Source organism: Streptomyces sp. PTL18 (assembly GCF_059510295.1).
The window spans coordinates 17,710-33,111 of record NZ_JCAJZO010000016.1; the positions used below are offsets into that span (position 1 = coordinate 17,710).

16 protein-coding genes and 1 pseudogene are annotated in these 15,402 nt (G+C 73.2%); 8 read left to right on the forward strand and 9 right to left on the reverse strand.

Annotated features, from left to right (window positions below):
* Positions 1–65: 65 nt before the first annotated feature.
* The 3 genes and pseudogenes from AC5WS8_RS26055 to AC5WS8_RS26065 form a co-directional block, all read left to right on the forward strand.
* Positions 66–779 (forward strand): PIG-L deacetylase family protein, encoded by a 714-nt coding sequence (locus AC5WS8_RS26055; RefSeq protein ID WP_496105897.1) that lies wholly within the window; start codon positions 66–68, stop codon positions 777–779.
* 9 nt (positions 780–788) lie between these two features.
* Complete coding sequence (locus tag AC5WS8_RS26060) at positions 789–1,619, forward strand: pentapeptide repeat-containing protein (protein WP_496105898.1); 831 nt, start codon at positions 789–791, stop codon at positions 1,617–1,619.
* Positions 1,620–1,699: 80 nt separating this feature from the next.
* Positions 1,700–1,879, forward strand: a pseudogene (locus tag AC5WS8_RS26065) (DUF2470 domain-containing protein); the annotation flags it as partial.
* Between the two features lie 74 nt (positions 1,880–1,953).
* Here the strand turns inward: AC5WS8_RS26065 and AC5WS8_RS26070 are convergent.
* From AC5WS8_RS26070 to AC5WS8_RS26080, 3 genes are all read right to left on the reverse strand, one after another.
* Positions 1,954–3,231 (reverse strand): FUSC family protein, encoded by a 1,278-nt coding sequence (locus tag AC5WS8_RS26070; RefSeq protein ID WP_496105899.1) that lies wholly within the window; start codon positions 3,229–3,231, stop codon positions 1,954–1,956.
* A 111-nt stretch (positions 3,232–3,342) separates the two neighbouring features.
* Positions 3,343–3,837, reverse strand: a complete 495-nt coding sequence (locus tag AC5WS8_RS26075; protein WP_496105900.1) for an FBP domain-containing protein — start codon at positions 3,835–3,837, stop codon at positions 3,343–3,345.
* A gap of 472 nt (positions 3,838–4,309) precedes the next feature.
* A complete protein-coding gene (locus AC5WS8_RS26080) occupies positions 4,310–4,948 on the reverse strand; it encodes a helix-turn-helix transcriptional regulator (RefSeq protein WP_496105901.1) in 639 nt (212 codons plus the stop codon).
* A 108-nt stretch (positions 4,949–5,056) separates the two neighbouring features.
* Here AC5WS8_RS26080 and AC5WS8_RS26085 point away from each other — a divergent pair, with 108 nt between their 5' ends.
* Positions 5,057–5,569, forward strand: a complete 513-nt coding sequence (locus AC5WS8_RS26085) for a GNAT family N-acetyltransferase (RefSeq protein WP_496105902.1) — start codon at positions 5,057–5,059, stop codon at positions 5,567–5,569.
* 160 nt (positions 5,570–5,729) lie between these two features.
* On the opposite strand, the gene AC5WS8_RS26090 is transcribed toward AC5WS8_RS26085, so the two are convergent.
* Positions 5,730–6,008 (reverse strand): hypothetical protein, encoded by a 279-nt coding sequence (locus tag AC5WS8_RS26090; protein WP_496105903.1) that lies wholly within the window; start codon positions 6,006–6,008, stop codon positions 5,730–5,732.
* Between the two features lie 243 nt (positions 6,009–6,251).
* Here AC5WS8_RS26090 and AC5WS8_RS26095 point away from each other — a divergent pair, with 243 nt between their 5' ends.
* Together AC5WS8_RS26095 and AC5WS8_RS26100 are read left to right on the forward strand one after the other, a co-directional pair.
* Positions 6,252–9,422: a bifunctional cytochrome P450/NADPH--P450 reductase gene (locus AC5WS8_RS26095; protein ID WP_496105904.1), complete on the forward strand. Its 3,171-nt coding sequence runs from the start codon at positions 6,252–6,254 to the stop codon at positions 9,420–9,422.
* A gap of 185 nt (positions 9,423–9,607) precedes the next feature.
* Positions 9,608–9,841 (forward strand): hypothetical protein, encoded by a 234-nt coding sequence (locus tag AC5WS8_RS26100; protein WP_496105905.1) that lies wholly within the window; start codon positions 9,608–9,610, stop codon positions 9,839–9,841.
* A 99-nt stretch (positions 9,842–9,940) separates the two neighbouring features.
* Here AC5WS8_RS26100 and AC5WS8_RS26105 read toward each other — a convergent pair whose 3' ends face one another.
* The 3 genes from AC5WS8_RS26105 to AC5WS8_RS26115 all read right to left on the reverse strand — a co-directional run bounded on the left by AC5WS8_RS26105 (position 9,941) and on the right by AC5WS8_RS26115 (position 12,995).
* Positions 9,941–10,909, reverse strand: a complete 969-nt coding sequence (locus AC5WS8_RS26105) for an SDR family NAD(P)-dependent oxidoreductase (RefSeq protein ID WP_496105906.1) — start codon at positions 10,907–10,909, stop codon at positions 9,941–9,943.
* Between the two features lie 343 nt (positions 10,910–11,252).
* The gene (locus tag AC5WS8_RS26110; RefSeq protein WP_496105907.1) at positions 11,253–11,915 is read right to left on the reverse strand and encodes an HAD family hydrolase; all 663 of its coding nucleotides are present in this window, start codon (positions 11,913–11,915) and stop codon (positions 11,253–11,255) included.
* An 18-nt stretch (positions 11,916–11,933) separates the two neighbouring features.
* Entirely contained in the window at positions 11,934–12,995 is a 1,062-nt protein-coding gene (locus AC5WS8_RS26115) for a PHP domain-containing protein (protein WP_496105908.1), read from the reverse strand.
* Between the two features lie 98 nt (positions 12,996–13,093).
* On the opposite strand from AC5WS8_RS26115, the gene AC5WS8_RS26120 reads away from it, so the two are divergent.
* Positions 13,094–13,330 carry a hypothetical protein gene (locus AC5WS8_RS26120; RefSeq protein WP_496105909.1) on the forward strand — a complete coding sequence of 79 codons (237 nt, stop codon included), beginning with the start codon at positions 13,094–13,096 and terminating at the stop codon, positions 13,328–13,330.
* A gap of 41 nt (positions 13,331–13,371) precedes the next feature.
* On the opposite strand, the gene AC5WS8_RS26125 is transcribed toward AC5WS8_RS26120, so the two are convergent.
* Positions 13,372–13,911: a VanZ family protein gene (locus AC5WS8_RS26125; RefSeq protein ID WP_496105910.1), complete on the reverse strand. Its 540-nt coding sequence runs from the start codon at positions 13,909–13,911 to the stop codon at positions 13,372–13,374.
* Positions 13,912–14,013: 102 nt separating this feature from the next.
* On the opposite strand from AC5WS8_RS26125, the gene AC5WS8_RS26130 reads away from it, so the two are divergent.
* Complete coding sequence (locus AC5WS8_RS26130) at positions 14,014–14,448, forward strand: hypothetical protein (RefSeq protein WP_496105911.1); 435 nt, start codon at positions 14,014–14,016, stop codon at positions 14,446–14,448.
* Positions 14,449–14,625: 177 nt separating this feature from the next.
* On the opposite strand, the gene AC5WS8_RS26135 is transcribed toward AC5WS8_RS26130, so the two are convergent.
* A complete protein-coding gene (locus tag AC5WS8_RS26135) occupies positions 14,626–15,306 on the reverse strand; it encodes a DUF4230 domain-containing protein (protein WP_496105912.1) in 681 nt (226 codons plus the stop codon).
* Positions 15,307–15,402 lie beyond the last annotated feature (96 nt).

Below are 15,402 nucleotides of genomic sequence, written 5' to 3' on the forward strand. Positions count from 1 at the left end.
CCGGCGGCGCCCGGGGGCCACCCTGGACTGACCGGTCCGTGCGTGTGCGGCGCTACCCTGCCGCCATGACCGAGCCACTGAGCGAGCCGCTCAAGCCCATGCCCGACGACTGGAGGCGCGCCCTCGCCGTCGTCGCCCACCCCGACGACCTGGAGTACGGCTGCGCGGCGGCCATCGCCGGATGGACCGACGGCGGCCGTGAGGTGGCGTACCTCCTCGCCACCCGAGGCGAGGCCGGGATCGACTCGCTGGAACCCTCCGTGTGCGGAGCGCTGCGGGAGCGGGAGCAGCGGGCGAGCGCCGCGGTGGTCGGGGTGTCCACGGTGGAGTTCCTCGACCACCGGGACGGTGTCGTCGAATACGGGGTCGCGCTGCGCCGGGACATCGCGGCGGCGATCCGCGCGCACCGCCCGGAACTGGTCATCACCCTCAACCACCGCGACACCTGGGGCGGCGTCGCCTGGAACACCCCGGACCACGTGGCCGTGGGACGCGCCGCCCTGGACGCGGCCTCGGACGCCGGCAACCGGTGGATCTTCCCGGAGCTCACCGAGCGGGGCCTCGAGCCCTGGAACGGCGTCCGCTGGGTCGCCGTCGCCGGTTCCGCCCGGCCGACGCACGCCGTGGACGCGACAGCGGGTCTCGAACGCGCGGTACGGTCCCTCCTCGAACACCGCACCTACATCGAGGCGTTGACGGACGGGGACCTGCGCCGCCCGGGAGCCGGCCGCCGCCGCGACGACGGCAACCCCGAGCACCGGCAGGGGACCCCCGATTAGGGTGATGTCATGCACGCATCCTCCACCGACCGTTCCGGCCTGCGCGGCGACTGCGGCTCCTGCTTCGCCCTGTGCTGTGTCGCGCTGCCCTTCGCACGCTCCGCCGACTTCGCGGTCGACAAGGACGCCGGAACACCCTGCCGCAACCTCCAGGGCGACTTCCGCTGCGGTGTGCACTCCGGGTTGCGGGAGCGCGGGTTTTCCGGCTGCACGGTCTACGACTGCTTCGGCGCCGGACAGAAGGTCTCCCAGATCACCTTCGGCGGGCGGGACTGGCGGTCGGGCGACCGGGAGCACGCCCGGCGGATGTTCGGTGTGTTCCCCGTCGTACGCCAACTCCACGAGCTGCTCCGGTACCTGACCGAGGCGCTCGGCCTCCCCGCGGCCCGACCGGTCCAGGCCGATCTGCGCCGCATGCTGGAGGAGACCGAGCGGCTGACTCTGGGCACCCCGGAGGAGCTCGGCGCGTTGGATGTGGGCGCGCACCGGCAGGAGGTGAACGCGCTGCTGCTGCGCACCAGTGAGCTGGTCCGGTCCGGAACCGGCCGCCGTTCGAAGGACCGGCGGGGCGCGGATCTCATCGGCGCGCGCCTGAAGGGAGCCGACCTGCGGGGTGCGAGTCTGCGCGGCGCCTACCTGATAGCCGCCGACCTCACGGGCGCCGACCTGCGCACCACTGATCTGATCGGTGCCGACCTGCGGGACGCGGACCTCACGGACGCCGATCTGACCGGCGCCTTCTTCTTGACCCAGCCGCAGATCAACGCGGCGCGGGGGAGCGCGGGCACCAAGCTTCCGGCGTCCGTCACACGCCCCGCCCACTGGACGGCGCAGCACTGAACCGCTCCGCGGTGACCCCGGGCCTGGTTGGCGCTCACCCCGATCTCCGATAAGTTAGGCAAGGCTTACCTGAGGAGGTAGTGGGCCGGCACGGGCTGACGCTGCGCATCGAGCGTGCCCGTGACCACGGCGACATCCGCCTGCCGTTCCCCGAGCCCGCGGACACGGTGGCGCAACTGGCCGAACGCATGCACGCCCTGCTCGCGCAGGCCGCCCCGAGCTGCCCACGCGCAGTGCGGCGGCGCACGGACGGCGAGTGAGGCGAACGCCGGTTCCGCCGATCCGCACCGCGGGCACGCGGCCCGCCCCATTTCCCGGTCGGTGGCCCCCGTCCTCACCTGGAACGCCGGGGCGGGCCGGTGCGGTTCCGGCGCCGGCGGCGATCACGCGAGCGGGCCGACCGTCGGTCGCGCACCAGGTCCAGCAGCCTGGCCAGACGCGGGTTGCGCTCGCGCTGCTCCCCGGTGCCGCGGTCCAGTTCCTCCAGCAGACGCCGTGTGCGGTGCTCGATGTCCAGCTCGTCCAGGATGCGGTTGACCTCGGTCAGCACCGCGCCGTGGAACTGCCACTGACGGCTGTCACGTTGGACCTCCTCCAGCAGCAGCTGGGCCAGTTTGTCGCGCGTCGCGCCCGCCGTGACCAGCTCCTCGGCGAGCCGGGTCTCCGCGGACTCGGCGCTGCGGCTCACATCGGTGGTGACGAGCACCGCGAAGCTGACCACGGCGTCGCCGATCTCCGACAGCAGCCGGTCCAGCGTCGCCCCGATCTCCGGCTCGAACAGAGGCTCCGGTTCCCGCTCCTTCGCCAGGTCGGCGAGGGTGCGGGAGATCACCCGCAGCACCACTGTGACGATCTCCAGCGTGTCGAGCCCGGTGCGCAGCACGATCCGGTGCAGCAGGCCCTCGCGGACCCTGGGGTTGAGCTTCAGGCTGTCCTCGGCCTGCCGCAGGGCGGCGTCCACCAGGACGATGTCATGATCCAGCCTGCGGGCCTCGTGCAGCCGTGCCGTCACCTGCACGGCGGGTGTCTGGCCCGCGGCCTCCTCCCCGACGCGCAGCATCAGCTGGCGGATCCGGCGAGCGAGCCCCTCGATGGACTCACCGGCGGCCCCCAGCCACACCGGGGGCGCGATGAACAGATTGGTGGCGAGGCCGACCGCCGCGCCGATGAGCGTCTCCACGACGCGGGCCCAGGCCGTGCTGCCGACCTGGGTCACCCCGAGGACCAGCATGCCGCTGATCGCCACTTCCTGTACGAACTCCCTGACCCGTACGAGATGCCCCACGGCCAGCGAGGCCAGGATGATCAGGGCGAGGCTCCACCAGGTCAGGCCCACCAGGGTGCTGAACAGGATCGCGATGACGACGCCGGCCACCACGGAGTTCACCCGGCGAACCCCGGTGGTGAGCGTCGCGTACAGCGTCACCTGCACCACGAGGAGCGCGGTCAGGGGCGCGGTCAGGGGGGCCGGCTCCGGGCTCAGGCGCAGGGCGACGACATACGCCACGGTCGCGGCCGCCGTCGAACGCACCGCCTGGACGACCTCGGGCTCCTGCCGCCACCTGGCGATCCGGCCGGCGGCCCCTGCCCAGGCATCACGGACATCTCGCATCCCTAACGCCCTTCCCTTCGCACCCAGGCATCGAACGTACACAACGGCACGGCGGCCGTCGCCCGGGGGCAGCCACCGGACCCGGCGGGGGAGCCACCGAGTCCGGGAGCCTCAGACGCCCAGGTTGTCCAGGAAGGCGGACAGATTGGCCGTCATCCGGGCGATCTGCTCCTCGGTCGTGAGGCTCTCCTGGAAGCGGCCCCCGGCCTCCGGCACCTTCTTTCCGCGCACGTACAGGGGACACGCGAGGTCGGTGCACATGTATACGCCGACCGAGTTGCCCTCGCGGCCGGCCGCGCCGGCCTTGCGCGCCGTCATCAGGGACACGCCGCTGCCCGGGTGGGTGGTCAGGCACAGCGAGCACATGCTGCGGTGAAGGAAGCCGCGTTGTGAGGAGGGGAAGCGCAGCGCGACGCCGACGAGCCGGTCGGCGCGTTCGACGACCAGATAGCTGCGATCGGGTGCCCCCGGATCCCGCCAGCCCAGGAAGTCCAGGTCGTCCCAGGGGCGTTCGCCGAGGTCGCGGGGTATCGCCAGGCGTTTGGCCTCTCCCTTCGAGCAGTTGATGAAGGAGTTGCGGATGTCCTGCTCGGTGAGCGGTCTCATGAGCGGTCCTTGTCCTTGCGCTCGTACGGAATCCAGGGCAGACCTAGGGGTCCTAGGTTTTCGCCTAAAGTAGTTGGTTTCCGCCGGGGCGGCCAATGGATTTCAGAGGCGACGAGCGAGGCGGCTGCGGCGCCGGTGCCGCCACGGCGGCCGAACGTGCCCTGCCGCACGCGCGGCTCTCTCCTCGGGTTCCCCGGTATCCGGGGGACCTGCGGCCGACCCCCCTTCCATCCGGACCGGCTGCTGCCCGACGGCCGGCAGATTCCGCGGACGCCGGTCGCGCACGGCGCCCACCGTTCGCAGTGCGTCACCGGTACCAGCAACGGGCGGACCCACCGCCCACCCCGGCGGAGACCGCACGCGCCGGGAGAGCCGGACCTTCGGCGGTGCCACGACACCGGGCCCGCGCCCGAGCGGCCGGTGCACGGCACGCTGAACTTCCGCCGCCAGGTGGTCGGGGCGGCGCCGGGGTTCAGCAGCCGGCCGCCTCCGGCGGCCACACGCCGGGCGTGAGCACGCCCAGCGCATAGGCGCGCGCCACCAGCTCCGTACGGTTCGCCGCACCCCAGCGCTGCGACAGACGCCGCAGGTGGTAGGTGACGCCGTCGACCGTGAGCCCGGTCTCGCGCGCCACCCGGGCCGTGGTGGCGCCCCCGGCCAGCAGCGCCAGTATGCGTGCCTCTGCGGGGCCGGCCGGCGGGCCGGCGGTCGTCTCGTCCGGCACGGGGCACTCGCCCAGCACACGTACCAGGACCAGCAGCGCGGGCGTCGCCTCGACCGAGTCGCTGACCGGATCCGCGGTCAGCTCACCATGGCGCCGCGCCCCGTCGGCGGCGTCCCAGCGTACCGACACCGGATAGCGCGAACGGTGCCGCAATCGCAGGGCCTGAGCGATCCGCTCGAGCTGTGTCGGCTCCTGCGGCCGGAACCGGTCCAGCACGTTCCGCCCGCGCAGACGTCCGGGTGTGGCACCCCACTCGGTGGCCATCGCGGGATTGGCCAGCGCGATCGCCCCGTGGACGTCGCACACCGCGACCGGCATCGGGATCCGGTCGAAGAGGGTCAGCGCCCGGTTCCGCCATACGACCGCGGCCTGAGGTTCCGAGTCCATCGCACCCCTCCCACCACGTTCCGCGATCAACGATAGACGCCCAGGCCGGAGGCTCGGCTCCCGTTCGGGGCGGGGCCGTTGTCAGACCCCGGCCCCAAGATGAGCGCCATGGACACCACGGATGCGCGACAGGTGCGGCTCGAGCCCTGGGCCGAGGGCGACTTCCGGCTGCTGCGCCGGATCAACAGCCCGGAGATGACCGAGCACTTGGGCGGCCCCGAGACCGAGGAGCAACTCGTGGCACGGCACCGGCGCTATCTCGCCCTCGAAGCGGGCCGGATGTACCGGATCACGTCGGCGGACAGCGGCGAGACGGTGGGGTCCATCGGCTTCTGGGAGCGGCCGTGGCGTGACGCGACGGTCTGGGAGACCGGGTGGGGAGTGCTGCCCGAGTTCCAGGGACGGGGGTTCGCCGCCCGCGCGGCCCGCGCGGTCGTGGAAGCGGCGCGAGCCACCGGGGCGCACCGGTATCTGCACGCGTTCCCGAGCGTGGACCACGCCGCCTCCAACGCGGTCTGCCGCAAGGCCGGCTTCGAACTGCTCGGACAGGTCGACTTCGAGTACCCCAAGGGGCACTGGGCCAGATCGAACGACTGGTGGATCGACCTCGCCCGCCGATGACGACATGACGGGCCGCCACGGCCGGTCGGGGCCCGTCGGTCTGGGCCGGAAGGGGATCCGGCACGGTGTGGCTGACACCCCGTACCGGCGAACTCGTGCCGGCCGGTGCCTGAACAGGTACGGGTAAATCGGAGGAACCCTCAAACGTTGCCTGCCGGAGCTAGGCACTCTCCGGCGGTTCCTCCGCCTGTGCCAGCGCCTCCGCCTCCACGTCGGCGCGCGTCCGGCCGTGCGTCTTCGCGTACTCGGTGAGCTCGGCCTGAAGGTCCCGGTCGAGGTCGCGCCAGGCACGCCAGGCGGTCTCGTACGTGTCGGTCTGCTGCTTGGTCCACGGCGTGGCGGTGGGCGGGCCGTACCTCTGGCGCAGTTCGGCGGTCCGCACCTGTGCCTCGTTCGCCGCGCGCTGCATCTCCACGATTTCCTCAAACGTCTTCGCCACGGCCCCGGATCCTAGGCGCGGGCGCCAGGGGCCGGGTCCCGCGACCCGCATACGAGCACCGAGATCGACCGGTCGGCCCTAGATGGTGTCCGACAGCGCCGCCTTGCGCGCCCAGGCCGGCTTGGCAAGGCCCCGCGGGCTCTTTCCACTGCGGATTCATGTAGTCGCACGGCACGGGCCCGCGGCGCCCGGCGGCCAAGCTGGTGGCAGGAGTTCCGTACCGCGAAAGGCAGTTGTCGCCCCATGCCCCCCACCGCGCCCCCGCAGACCACCATCAACGACCCGCACGGCGTCCCCGTGGCCGACATCTCCGAGGTGGGCCCCGGCCGTACCCCGATCCAGCAGGTCATGGAGCTGATGCGGCGGCACGGCCCCCTGCTGGTGCGCCGGCTGCACGGGCGCGACGTCCTGTTCGTGGCAGACCTGGACCTGGTCACCGACCTCGCCGACGAGTCCCGCTTCGCCAAGGCCGTCGGCCCCGCCCTGGAGAACGTCCGCGAGTTCGCCGGGGACGGCCTGTTCACCGCGTACAACGACGAGCCCAACTGGGCCAGGGCCCACGACGTCCTGATGCCCGCCTTCGCCCTCGGCTCGATGCGCGCCTATCACCCGGTGATGCTGCGCGTGGCGCGCCGGCTGGTCGAGTGCTGGGACCGGGCCGGCCGCGACGGCCTGCCGGTGAACGTCCCCGACGACATGACGCGGATGACCCTCGACACCATCGGGCTCGCCGGCTTCGGCTACGACTTCGGCTCCTTCGCGCGCGAGGAGCCGCACCCCTTCGTCGAGTCGATGGTCCGCTGCCTGGAGTGGAGCATGACCCGGCTCGGCCGGCTGCCCGGCGAGGACCACACGGCGGCGGACGCGGCCTTCCGCACCGACGCCGGCTATCTCGCCCAGGTCGTCGACGACGTCATCGCCGCACGAATGTCGGGCGGTGAACAGGGCGAGGCGGAGGACCTGCTCGGCCTCATGCTCACCGCGCGGCGCCCCGCCGACGGCACCGCCCTGGACGCCGCCAACATCCGCAACCAGGTGATCACCTTCCTGATCGCCGGCCACGAGACCACGTCCGGCGCGATGTCGTTCGCCCTCCACCACCTCGTCAAGAACCCGGCGGTGCTCCAGCTCGTCCAACGGGAGGTCGACGCCCTGTGGGGCGACGCCGCCGACCCGGATCCGACGTACGACGAGATCGGGAGGCTCACCTACACCCGGCAGGTGCTGAACGAGGCGCTGCGGCTGTGGCCGACCGCCGCCGCCTTCGGCCGGCAGGCCCGCGAGGACACCGTGCTCGGCGGCCGCGTCCCGCTGCGCGCCGGACAGTCCGTCACCGTTCTCACCCCGATGCTGCACCGGCAGCCGGTGTGGGGCGACAACCCCGAACTGTTCGACCCCTCCCGCTTCACGCCTCAGGCCGAGGCCGCCCGCCCACCACACGCCTACAAGCCGTTCGGCACCGGTGAACGCGCCTGTATCGGGCGCCAGTTCGCGCTGCACGAGGCGACCATGCTGCTGGCGATGCTGGTCCACCGCTACCGCCTCCACGACCACGCCGACTACCGGCTCACGGTCAAGGAGACCCTCACCCTCAAGCCCGAGGGCTTCACCCTCACCCTGTCGCCGCGCACCGCCGCCGACCGGACGCACCCGCCCCTGCCCGGCGCCGACCGGCCGCGCACGGAGCCCGTCGCCGACGGCACCGCCCTGCCGGCCCGTGTACGCCCCGGCACCCGGGCACTCTTCCTGCACGGCAGCAACTACGGCACCTGCCGGGACGTCGCGGGCCGACTCGCCGACGAGGCCGCCGCCGTGGGCTGTGAGACGGAGGTCGCGCCCCTGGACGCGTACGCCGGCCGCCTGCCCACCGACCGCCCCGTCGTGATCACCGCCGCCTCCTACAACGGGCAGCCCACGGACGACGCCACCGCCTTCTGCGCCCGGCTGTCCGGGAACCCGGCCGACGATGCCGCCGACGTCACCTACGCCGTCCTCGGCATCGGCGACCGCACCTGGTCCGCCACCTATCAGCACGTCCCGACCCGTATCGACGAACGCCTGGCCGAACTGGGCGGCACCCGCCTGCTGGACCGCGCGGCGGCCGACGCCTCGGGCGACCTCGGCGGCACCGTACGCGCCTTCACGGCGCGGCTGCGCACCGCCCTCCTGGAGCGGTACGGCGACCCGGACGCCGCCGTCGTCGCGGAGCCGGCACGGGCGTACCGGGTCCGAACCCTCACCGGCGGCCCGCTGGACGCACTGGCCGCGCGGCACGACCTGGTTCCGATGACGGTCACCGACGCGTACGACCTGACGGCGCCCGGCCATCCCCGGCTCAAGCGGTTCGTGCGCCTCGCACTGCCCGAGGGCACGACCTACCGCACCGGCGACCACGTGGCCGTGCTGCCCGTCAACGACAAGGCCATGGTCGAGCGGGCGGCCACCGCGCTCGGCGTGGACCCGGACACCGTCCTGGACATCCGCACGGCCCGCCCGCGCCGCGACGGCCTGGCCGTGGACCGGCCGCTGACGGTACGCCGGCTCCTCGCCCACCACGTGGAGTTGCACGAGCGGCCGAGCGCCGACCAACTGGCCGTGCTCGCCGCCGCCAACCCGTGCCCTCCCGAACGTGCCGCACTGGCGGCCCTCACCGACGACCCGCGCACACTCGTCGAGGTGATCGAGGCGTACCCCGCCCTGCGCGGCGTCCTCGACTGGGCCACGCTGCTGGAAGTGCTCACGCCGTTGCGCCCGCGGCACTACTCGGTGTCCTCCTCGCCCGCGGCCGACCCCGGCCACGTCGACCTCATGGTCTCGCTCCTCCAGGCACCGGCCCGTTCGGGGAACGGCACCTTCCGGGGTGCCGGCTCGGGGCACCTGGTCGCGGTCGAGCCCGGCGACACCGTCCTGGCCCGCGTCCAGCCCTGCCGTGAGGCCTTCCGCGTCGACCACTCGGGTCCGGTCGTCATGGTCGCGGCCGGTACCGGGCTCGCCCCGTTCCGCGGCGCCATCGCGGACCGGGTGCGGGCGCTGGCCGAGGGCGCCCGGCTCGCCCCGGCCCTCTGCTACGTCGGCTGTGACGCGCCGGACGCGGACTTCCTGCACGCCGAGGAGCTGCGGGCGGCCGAGGCCACCGGTGCCGTCTCGCTGCGCCCCGCGTTCAGCGCGGCGCCCGTCGACGGGGCGTCCTTCGTACAGCACCGCATCGCCGCCGAGGCCGACGAGGTGTGGCGGCTGCTCGATGCCGGGGCCCGCGTGTACGTCTGCGGGGACGGCTCCCGGATGGCCCCGGGTGTGCGCGAGGCGTTCCGTGCGCTGTACTCCGAGCGGGTGCCGGGCGGGGACTCCGGGCGGTGGCTGGACGAGCTGGTCGCGTCGGGACGCTATGTCGAGGACGTGTACGCGGCCGGATGACAGCACCGAAGCGGCTGCCGCGGGGCTGCCGTGCCGGCCCCGACCGGAGAGGGCACCGCATCCCTGGTCACCCCTCGACCGCCGGTTTCGGGGACCCTCCCCGCGGTACCCGGCGCCTCGCCCGGAAGGGCCCCGCCGCGTGCGGGGCCAGCCGCGCCGGCAACGAGAGGAATGGAGTGATCGCCGTGACCGAGCACCGGCACGAGGGTCCCGGCGAGACCGTGGAGCCGGTTCCGAGGGACATGCCGGACCAGCAGGCCCGCGAGGGGGAGGACCGGTGGGACGCCCGCCCCGCGCAGGGCGGCCCCGATGCCCCGGACGTCCCCGACACGGACGAGGCGGGCACCGGCGGGCAGGGCGACCGCCCCACGGGCTCCGCCGACCCCGAGACGCCCGGACCGGACGAGCCCCCGGGCTGACGGCCTCGTCCCCGAGGCACCGGCCGGGCCTGAGCCCCCGGAGCGGGAGGGTTCCGCGGGCCGACGGCGCTCCGCACTCCCAGGAGCCGGGCGCGACTCTCAGGAGCCGGACGCGAACGCGTCGACGCCCGTCAGGTCTGCGGACACCTGCCACAGGCGCGCCGCCTGCTCGGGATCGATCGCCCAGTCCTTCACCCCGCTGCGCCCGCCGTCCGCCGGTGCGGGCTCCGCGACGTCGCAGTCCTCGCAGTACACCCCGCCCATGCCGTCCAGCCGAGGTGAGGTCGCCGCCCACACCTGGGTGGCCGCACCCTGCTCGGGTGTCTTGAAGGCGTCCGGGTCCACCGGGGCGCCCGTCTCGTCGATCCAGCCGCGCTCGACCATCTCCTCCTTGGCGAGGTGACGCTGGAGCGGGGTGATGATCCCGCCGGGGTGCAGGGAGAAGGCGCGGACCCCGTCCTTGCGGCCCAGCCGGTCGAGATGCACGGCGAACAGGACGTTCGCGGTCTTCGCCTGGCCGTACGCCTCCCACTTGTCGTACCCCTGCTTGAAGTGCAGGTCCTCCCAGCGGATCCCGGACCTGTGGTGACCGGTCGACGACACGGACACCACGCGCGCCCCGCCCGGTGCGATCGCCGGCCACAGCCGGTTCACGAGCGCGTAGTGCCCGAGGTGGTTGGTGGCGAACTGCGCCTCCCAGCCGGGCCCCACGCGCGTCTCCGGGGTGGCCATGATCCCGGCATTGTTGATCACGATGTCGATGGTGCGCCGCGACGCGAGGAACCGCTCGGCGAACCCGCGCACGCTCTGCAGGTCGCCGAGGTCGAGCTCGTCCGTCTCCACCCGGTCGAGTCCGGCGAGCGCCTCCTGGGCCACGTCCCGGCGCCGCGCCGGGACCAGCACCCGGGCGCCCGCCTTGACGAGCGCGCGCGTCGTCTCCAGGCCGATCCCGGAGTAGCCTCCCGTCACTACCGCGAGCCTCCCGCTGAGGTCGATACCCCGAAGTACGTCGTCAGCGGTGCTCTTCGCGTCGAAACCGGACCCGATTGTGTGCTGTGCAGTGCTCATGAGGGGACGCTACGAATTGGAGTGCTCTCGAAGTCAAGCCGCTGCCGTCCGGGTGCGGGCGGACCGCCCGAGGCGCGGGCAGGGAAAGGCCCCGACCGGACGGGGGAAGACCGGTCGGGGCGGCCTGTGGGGGCGCGCACGGCGGTCGACTCTCGGTGAAAGGCTCCACAGGGCTTCAGCCGAACGATCGTCCCTGTGGGCGGAGGTCGAGGCCCGGGGACACGGTCCCGTGCGCTCCCACGGCTTGTTCAACAAGAAACTACCGGTCGGTGTTCCGGAAAATCCAGCCGCCGACAGTGATCTACGTCACTGGGCGAGGGCGCGGCATACGGCCCCGCACGTCTTACGTGTCGGGTGCCAGCGGACTGTCGTCCAGCATGGCCAGCAGATGCGCCGGGTCCCGGTAGATCGCGCGCGCGCCCGCCTCCTGCAGATCCGTGCTCGGAATGCCCCCGGACAACAGGCCGACACAGGTCACTCCGGCCCGGGTCCCCGCCCGCATGTCCCACACCGTGTCACCCACGAACACCGCCTGCTCGGGCGGCACACCGGCCAGTTCCAGGGCGTGTTCCACGGGCTCCGGCGAAGGCTTCCCCGTCTCCACGTCGTCCGCGCTCGCCGTCGCCGCGATCGCGTCGTCCGCCCCGATCGCCCGCCTCAACGCCGACAGTTCACGCCCGCTCGCCGAGGTGGCCAGCACGACGTTCCAGCCGTCGTGGTCGAGTCGGCGCAGCAGCCGCCCCGCGTCCTTCAGGGGCGGCAGGCGGTCGAAGTACGTGCCGTACAGGGCCGTGTGCGCGGCCACCAGCATGTCCACCTCGTCGCGGCCCCGCCTGCCCAGCAGGTGGGCGATCAGATCCTGGGAGCCGAGCCCCACCGCCCGGTGGATGGCGTGCATCGGCACCTGGTGACCCGCCTGCCGGAACGCCTCCCACCATGTCGTGACATGCAGATGGTTCGTGTCGACGAGGGTGCCGTCCACGTCGAACACGGCCGCTCGTCCCATGTCCTGTCCTCTCCTTCCTCACGTACCGGGGCGGGTACCACGCGTCCGGTCGGCCACACGCCGGGGAACGCGCCTGTCACGGGTCCAGGCCAGCAACTCCTGGGCGGTCCACGTGGTGATCACACGGTCCGCGGGCACCTGACACTCCTCGGCCCGGGCGCAGCCGTTGATCTGCCAGTCCAGTTGGCCGGGCGCGTGCGCGTCGGTGTCGATCGCGAACAGCGCTCCCGCCTCGACCGCCCGGCGCAGCAGTCGCCGCGGCGGGTCCAGCCGCTCCGGCCGGCTGTTGATCTCCACGGCCGTGCCGGACTCGGCGCACGCGGCGAACACCGCGTCCGCGTCGAACTCGGACTCCGGTCGCCCGCGCCCGGTGATCAGCCGTCCGGTGCAGTGGCCGAGCACGTCGGCCAGCGGACTGCGGACGGCCGCGACCATGCGGCGGGTCATCGAGCGCGCCTCCATGCGCAGTTTGGAGTGCACCGAGACGACCACCACGTCGAGCCGGTCGAGGAGGTCCGGGGCCTGGTCCAGGGAGCCGTCCTCGAGGATGTCGCACTCGATGCCGGTCAGCAGCCGGAAGGGCGCCCACTCCTCGTTGAGCGCGGCGACCACGTCCAACTGCTCGCGCAGCCGCTCCGCGGACAGCCCGCGGGCGACGGTGAGCCTGGGGGAGTGGTCGGTGAGCACCGCCCACTCGTGACCCAGCCGCGCCGCCGTCCGGCCCATGTCCACGATCGGGCTGCCGCCGTCCGACCAGTCCGAGTGCAGATGGCAGTCGCCGCGCAACAGCGCCCGCAGCCGCTCGCCGCCCCGCGCCGGAGCGGCCCCGCCCTCCTGCTCCAGCTTCTCCAGGTAGCCGGGAACCCGCCCGGACACCGCCTCCCGCACCACCTGGGCGGTGGTGGGCCCGATCCCCTTGAGCGACTCCAGCGTCCCGGCCGCCGCGCGCTCGGCGACCTCGCCCTCGGGCAGGGCGGCCACCACGGCGGCCGCGGTGCGGAAGGCCCGTACGCGATAGGTCGGGGCCTGGGCCCGCTCCAGCAGGAACGCGATCCGGTCCAGCGCTGCGACGGGGTCCAATCGGCACCTCCTTCCCCCAGCGTTGCCCACCGGCGTGCGGCACGCACGACGGGCGCGTCCGGCGGCCCCGGAGCACGGACCGCTCTACCCTCGATTGCATGACCGAAATCGCGAGTCCCCACATCTCCCGTCCGCGGGTCGTGGTGCTCGGGGTCCAGCCGGGCAACCCGCCGTTCCGGATCGTGGAGATCGACGGCGAGGTGGTCGGCGAGGCGTACTCGCTCACCGACGTGCTGGCGCTCGCCGCGGAGGCAGGTGTCCTGGTCCACGACTGCGACGACCCGGACCTGGTCCGCTGGGTGGGTGGCGGGAAGTTCCACTGGACGCCGCACTAGCCGGTACGACGACCGCGTACGACGCTCGGCGGGGCCCCGTCTCAGGCCTTGCGCGGCTTGCGCGCATGCACGGCCCGTCCGAGCCGGCGCCCCACCAGCAGATGGCCGAGCAGCGCGCCCGCGGTGTTGAGGATGACGTCGTCGATGTCGAAGGCGCGCCCCGTGACGACCGCGCCCTGCACCAGTTCGACCAGCAGCATCACGCACGCGGTGACGAAGCCCACGCGCAGGATGCCCCGCGCCCCGGGCGCCAGTACCGGAAGCAGGATCCCGAACGGAACCCCGAGCAGCACGTTCCCGCCGATCTGCCGCACGGCGTCGCGCGCCCCGGGCTGCTCCAGATAGGCGCGCAGCGAACGCCCCGGATGCAGATTGCTGTGGACCAGCGCCCGTGACGCGGGCGACGGCTCCAGCGTCAGCCGGGCCAGCGCGGCGGCGAACGCCACCATCGCCACGAAGGCCAGGGCCATGGCCAGCAGCCGCAGCGGAAGCGGCAGCGGCCGCCGTTCCCGTTCAGCAGCCGCCGGTGCCCGGACAAGACCGGCCCTGGCGGTGAACGTGCGCAACGCCGGACGTGCCATCGCATCCTCCCGTTGTCAAGTTCCCCTCAAACGAAACTGGTTTCCCGTCCGCGCGGCATCGAAGCCCGGCGGTGCACAAGCCGTGACGGACTTCGGCCACTGATGAGCCTGAGGCAGGCCGCCGCCGGTCTCCCGACCGTGCGCGGGGCACTCCGGGTGGCACCGACGCCCGCGCCGAGCGCGATCGTGGCGGTCGTCGCCCTGCTGCCCGTCGCCGCCTCGGCGGTCGCAGCCGTCGCCCCCGCGACCCCGCCCGCCAAGCGCTCCTCCCGGCCCCGCCCGGACTGTGGCCGGCCGTTCGTGGACGGCCCCGGGCCGGGTACGGCCGCTGTGACCTCCGTGCTGACGCCGGCCGCCCTCGGGTACTCCTGGTGCTACCTCGAGGAGCCGCCCCGCGGGCACGCCGGTTCCTCCCCCGTCCTCATGCCGCCTACGGCCTCGGGCCCCGGCCACGCCTCGACGCGTCCGACGAGACCACGGGCACCGGAGAGGAACCCGAGACCCGGCACAGGCCGCGCCGCATCCCGGGCACCATGACGGCCGTACCCGCCAGCGCTGCTCGCCGCCCGGGACGGGCGCTGCCGCTGCGCCGACTGCAGGCGGGGCACACCGGGGACGACGTGGCGTGCCCCGGCGGGCACCGCCCTGCTCGCCCTGCTCGGGCTGCTCGCCCCGCCGGCCGTTCTGACCGGCTGAGGCGGGATTCGGGCCGGTTCAGGTGCCGTAGGACACCTTCACCTCCTTGAAGCCGAGGGACTTCAGCAGCCCGTCGAGCATGCTGGTGGTGTTCGTCTCGGCGCGGCCGGTCAGTTCGCTCTCCTTCGCGGCCTCGGCGATGTGCTGGACGGCCAGTTTCTGCACGGCCTGCTCACTGCCCGGGTTGTCCGAGAAGAAGTCGCCGATGCGGTCGAGCAGGCCGCGCTGTTTGGAGACGGCGTACGAGCGGTCGGGGTCGAGCGCGGGCTTGCCCAGGGCGGCGTGGGGGAGCCGGATGGTGGCGGACGTTCGGTCGCCGTCGACCTTCACGTCCTGCTCGCCGACCCTGCCGAGGTCGACGTAGGCGTCGACGGTTCCCGCGCCCACGTACAGGGTGCGGGTGCCGCGGATCGCGGAGGGCAGGAACCTGGAGTCCTTCTCCAGGTCCACGACCACCTGGAAGTTGCCCGAGGCGGCCTGGTAACGGCTCATGTCCTGGATGGACTTCAGCAGCGCGGGTCCGGACCGGTCGTGCGTGTCCGTGCCGAACAGGTCACGCAGCCCCGGGAACACGCTCAGCCGCAGCCCGGCGAAGAACACCGCGAGCAGGGCGACGAGCGCGACGACGGCCTTGCCCCAGCCGGGCATCCGTCGCCTCGCGGCCACCGATGAGGGTGCCTGTTTCGTGGACGTCGTCATCTCGGCAGTCCTCCCTTCTGAGGAACCGGTTGCCCGCCCCATGCCTTGCTCGAACGCGGTGCCGGGCGGCTGTCGACGCGGAGGGGCGCGGCCATG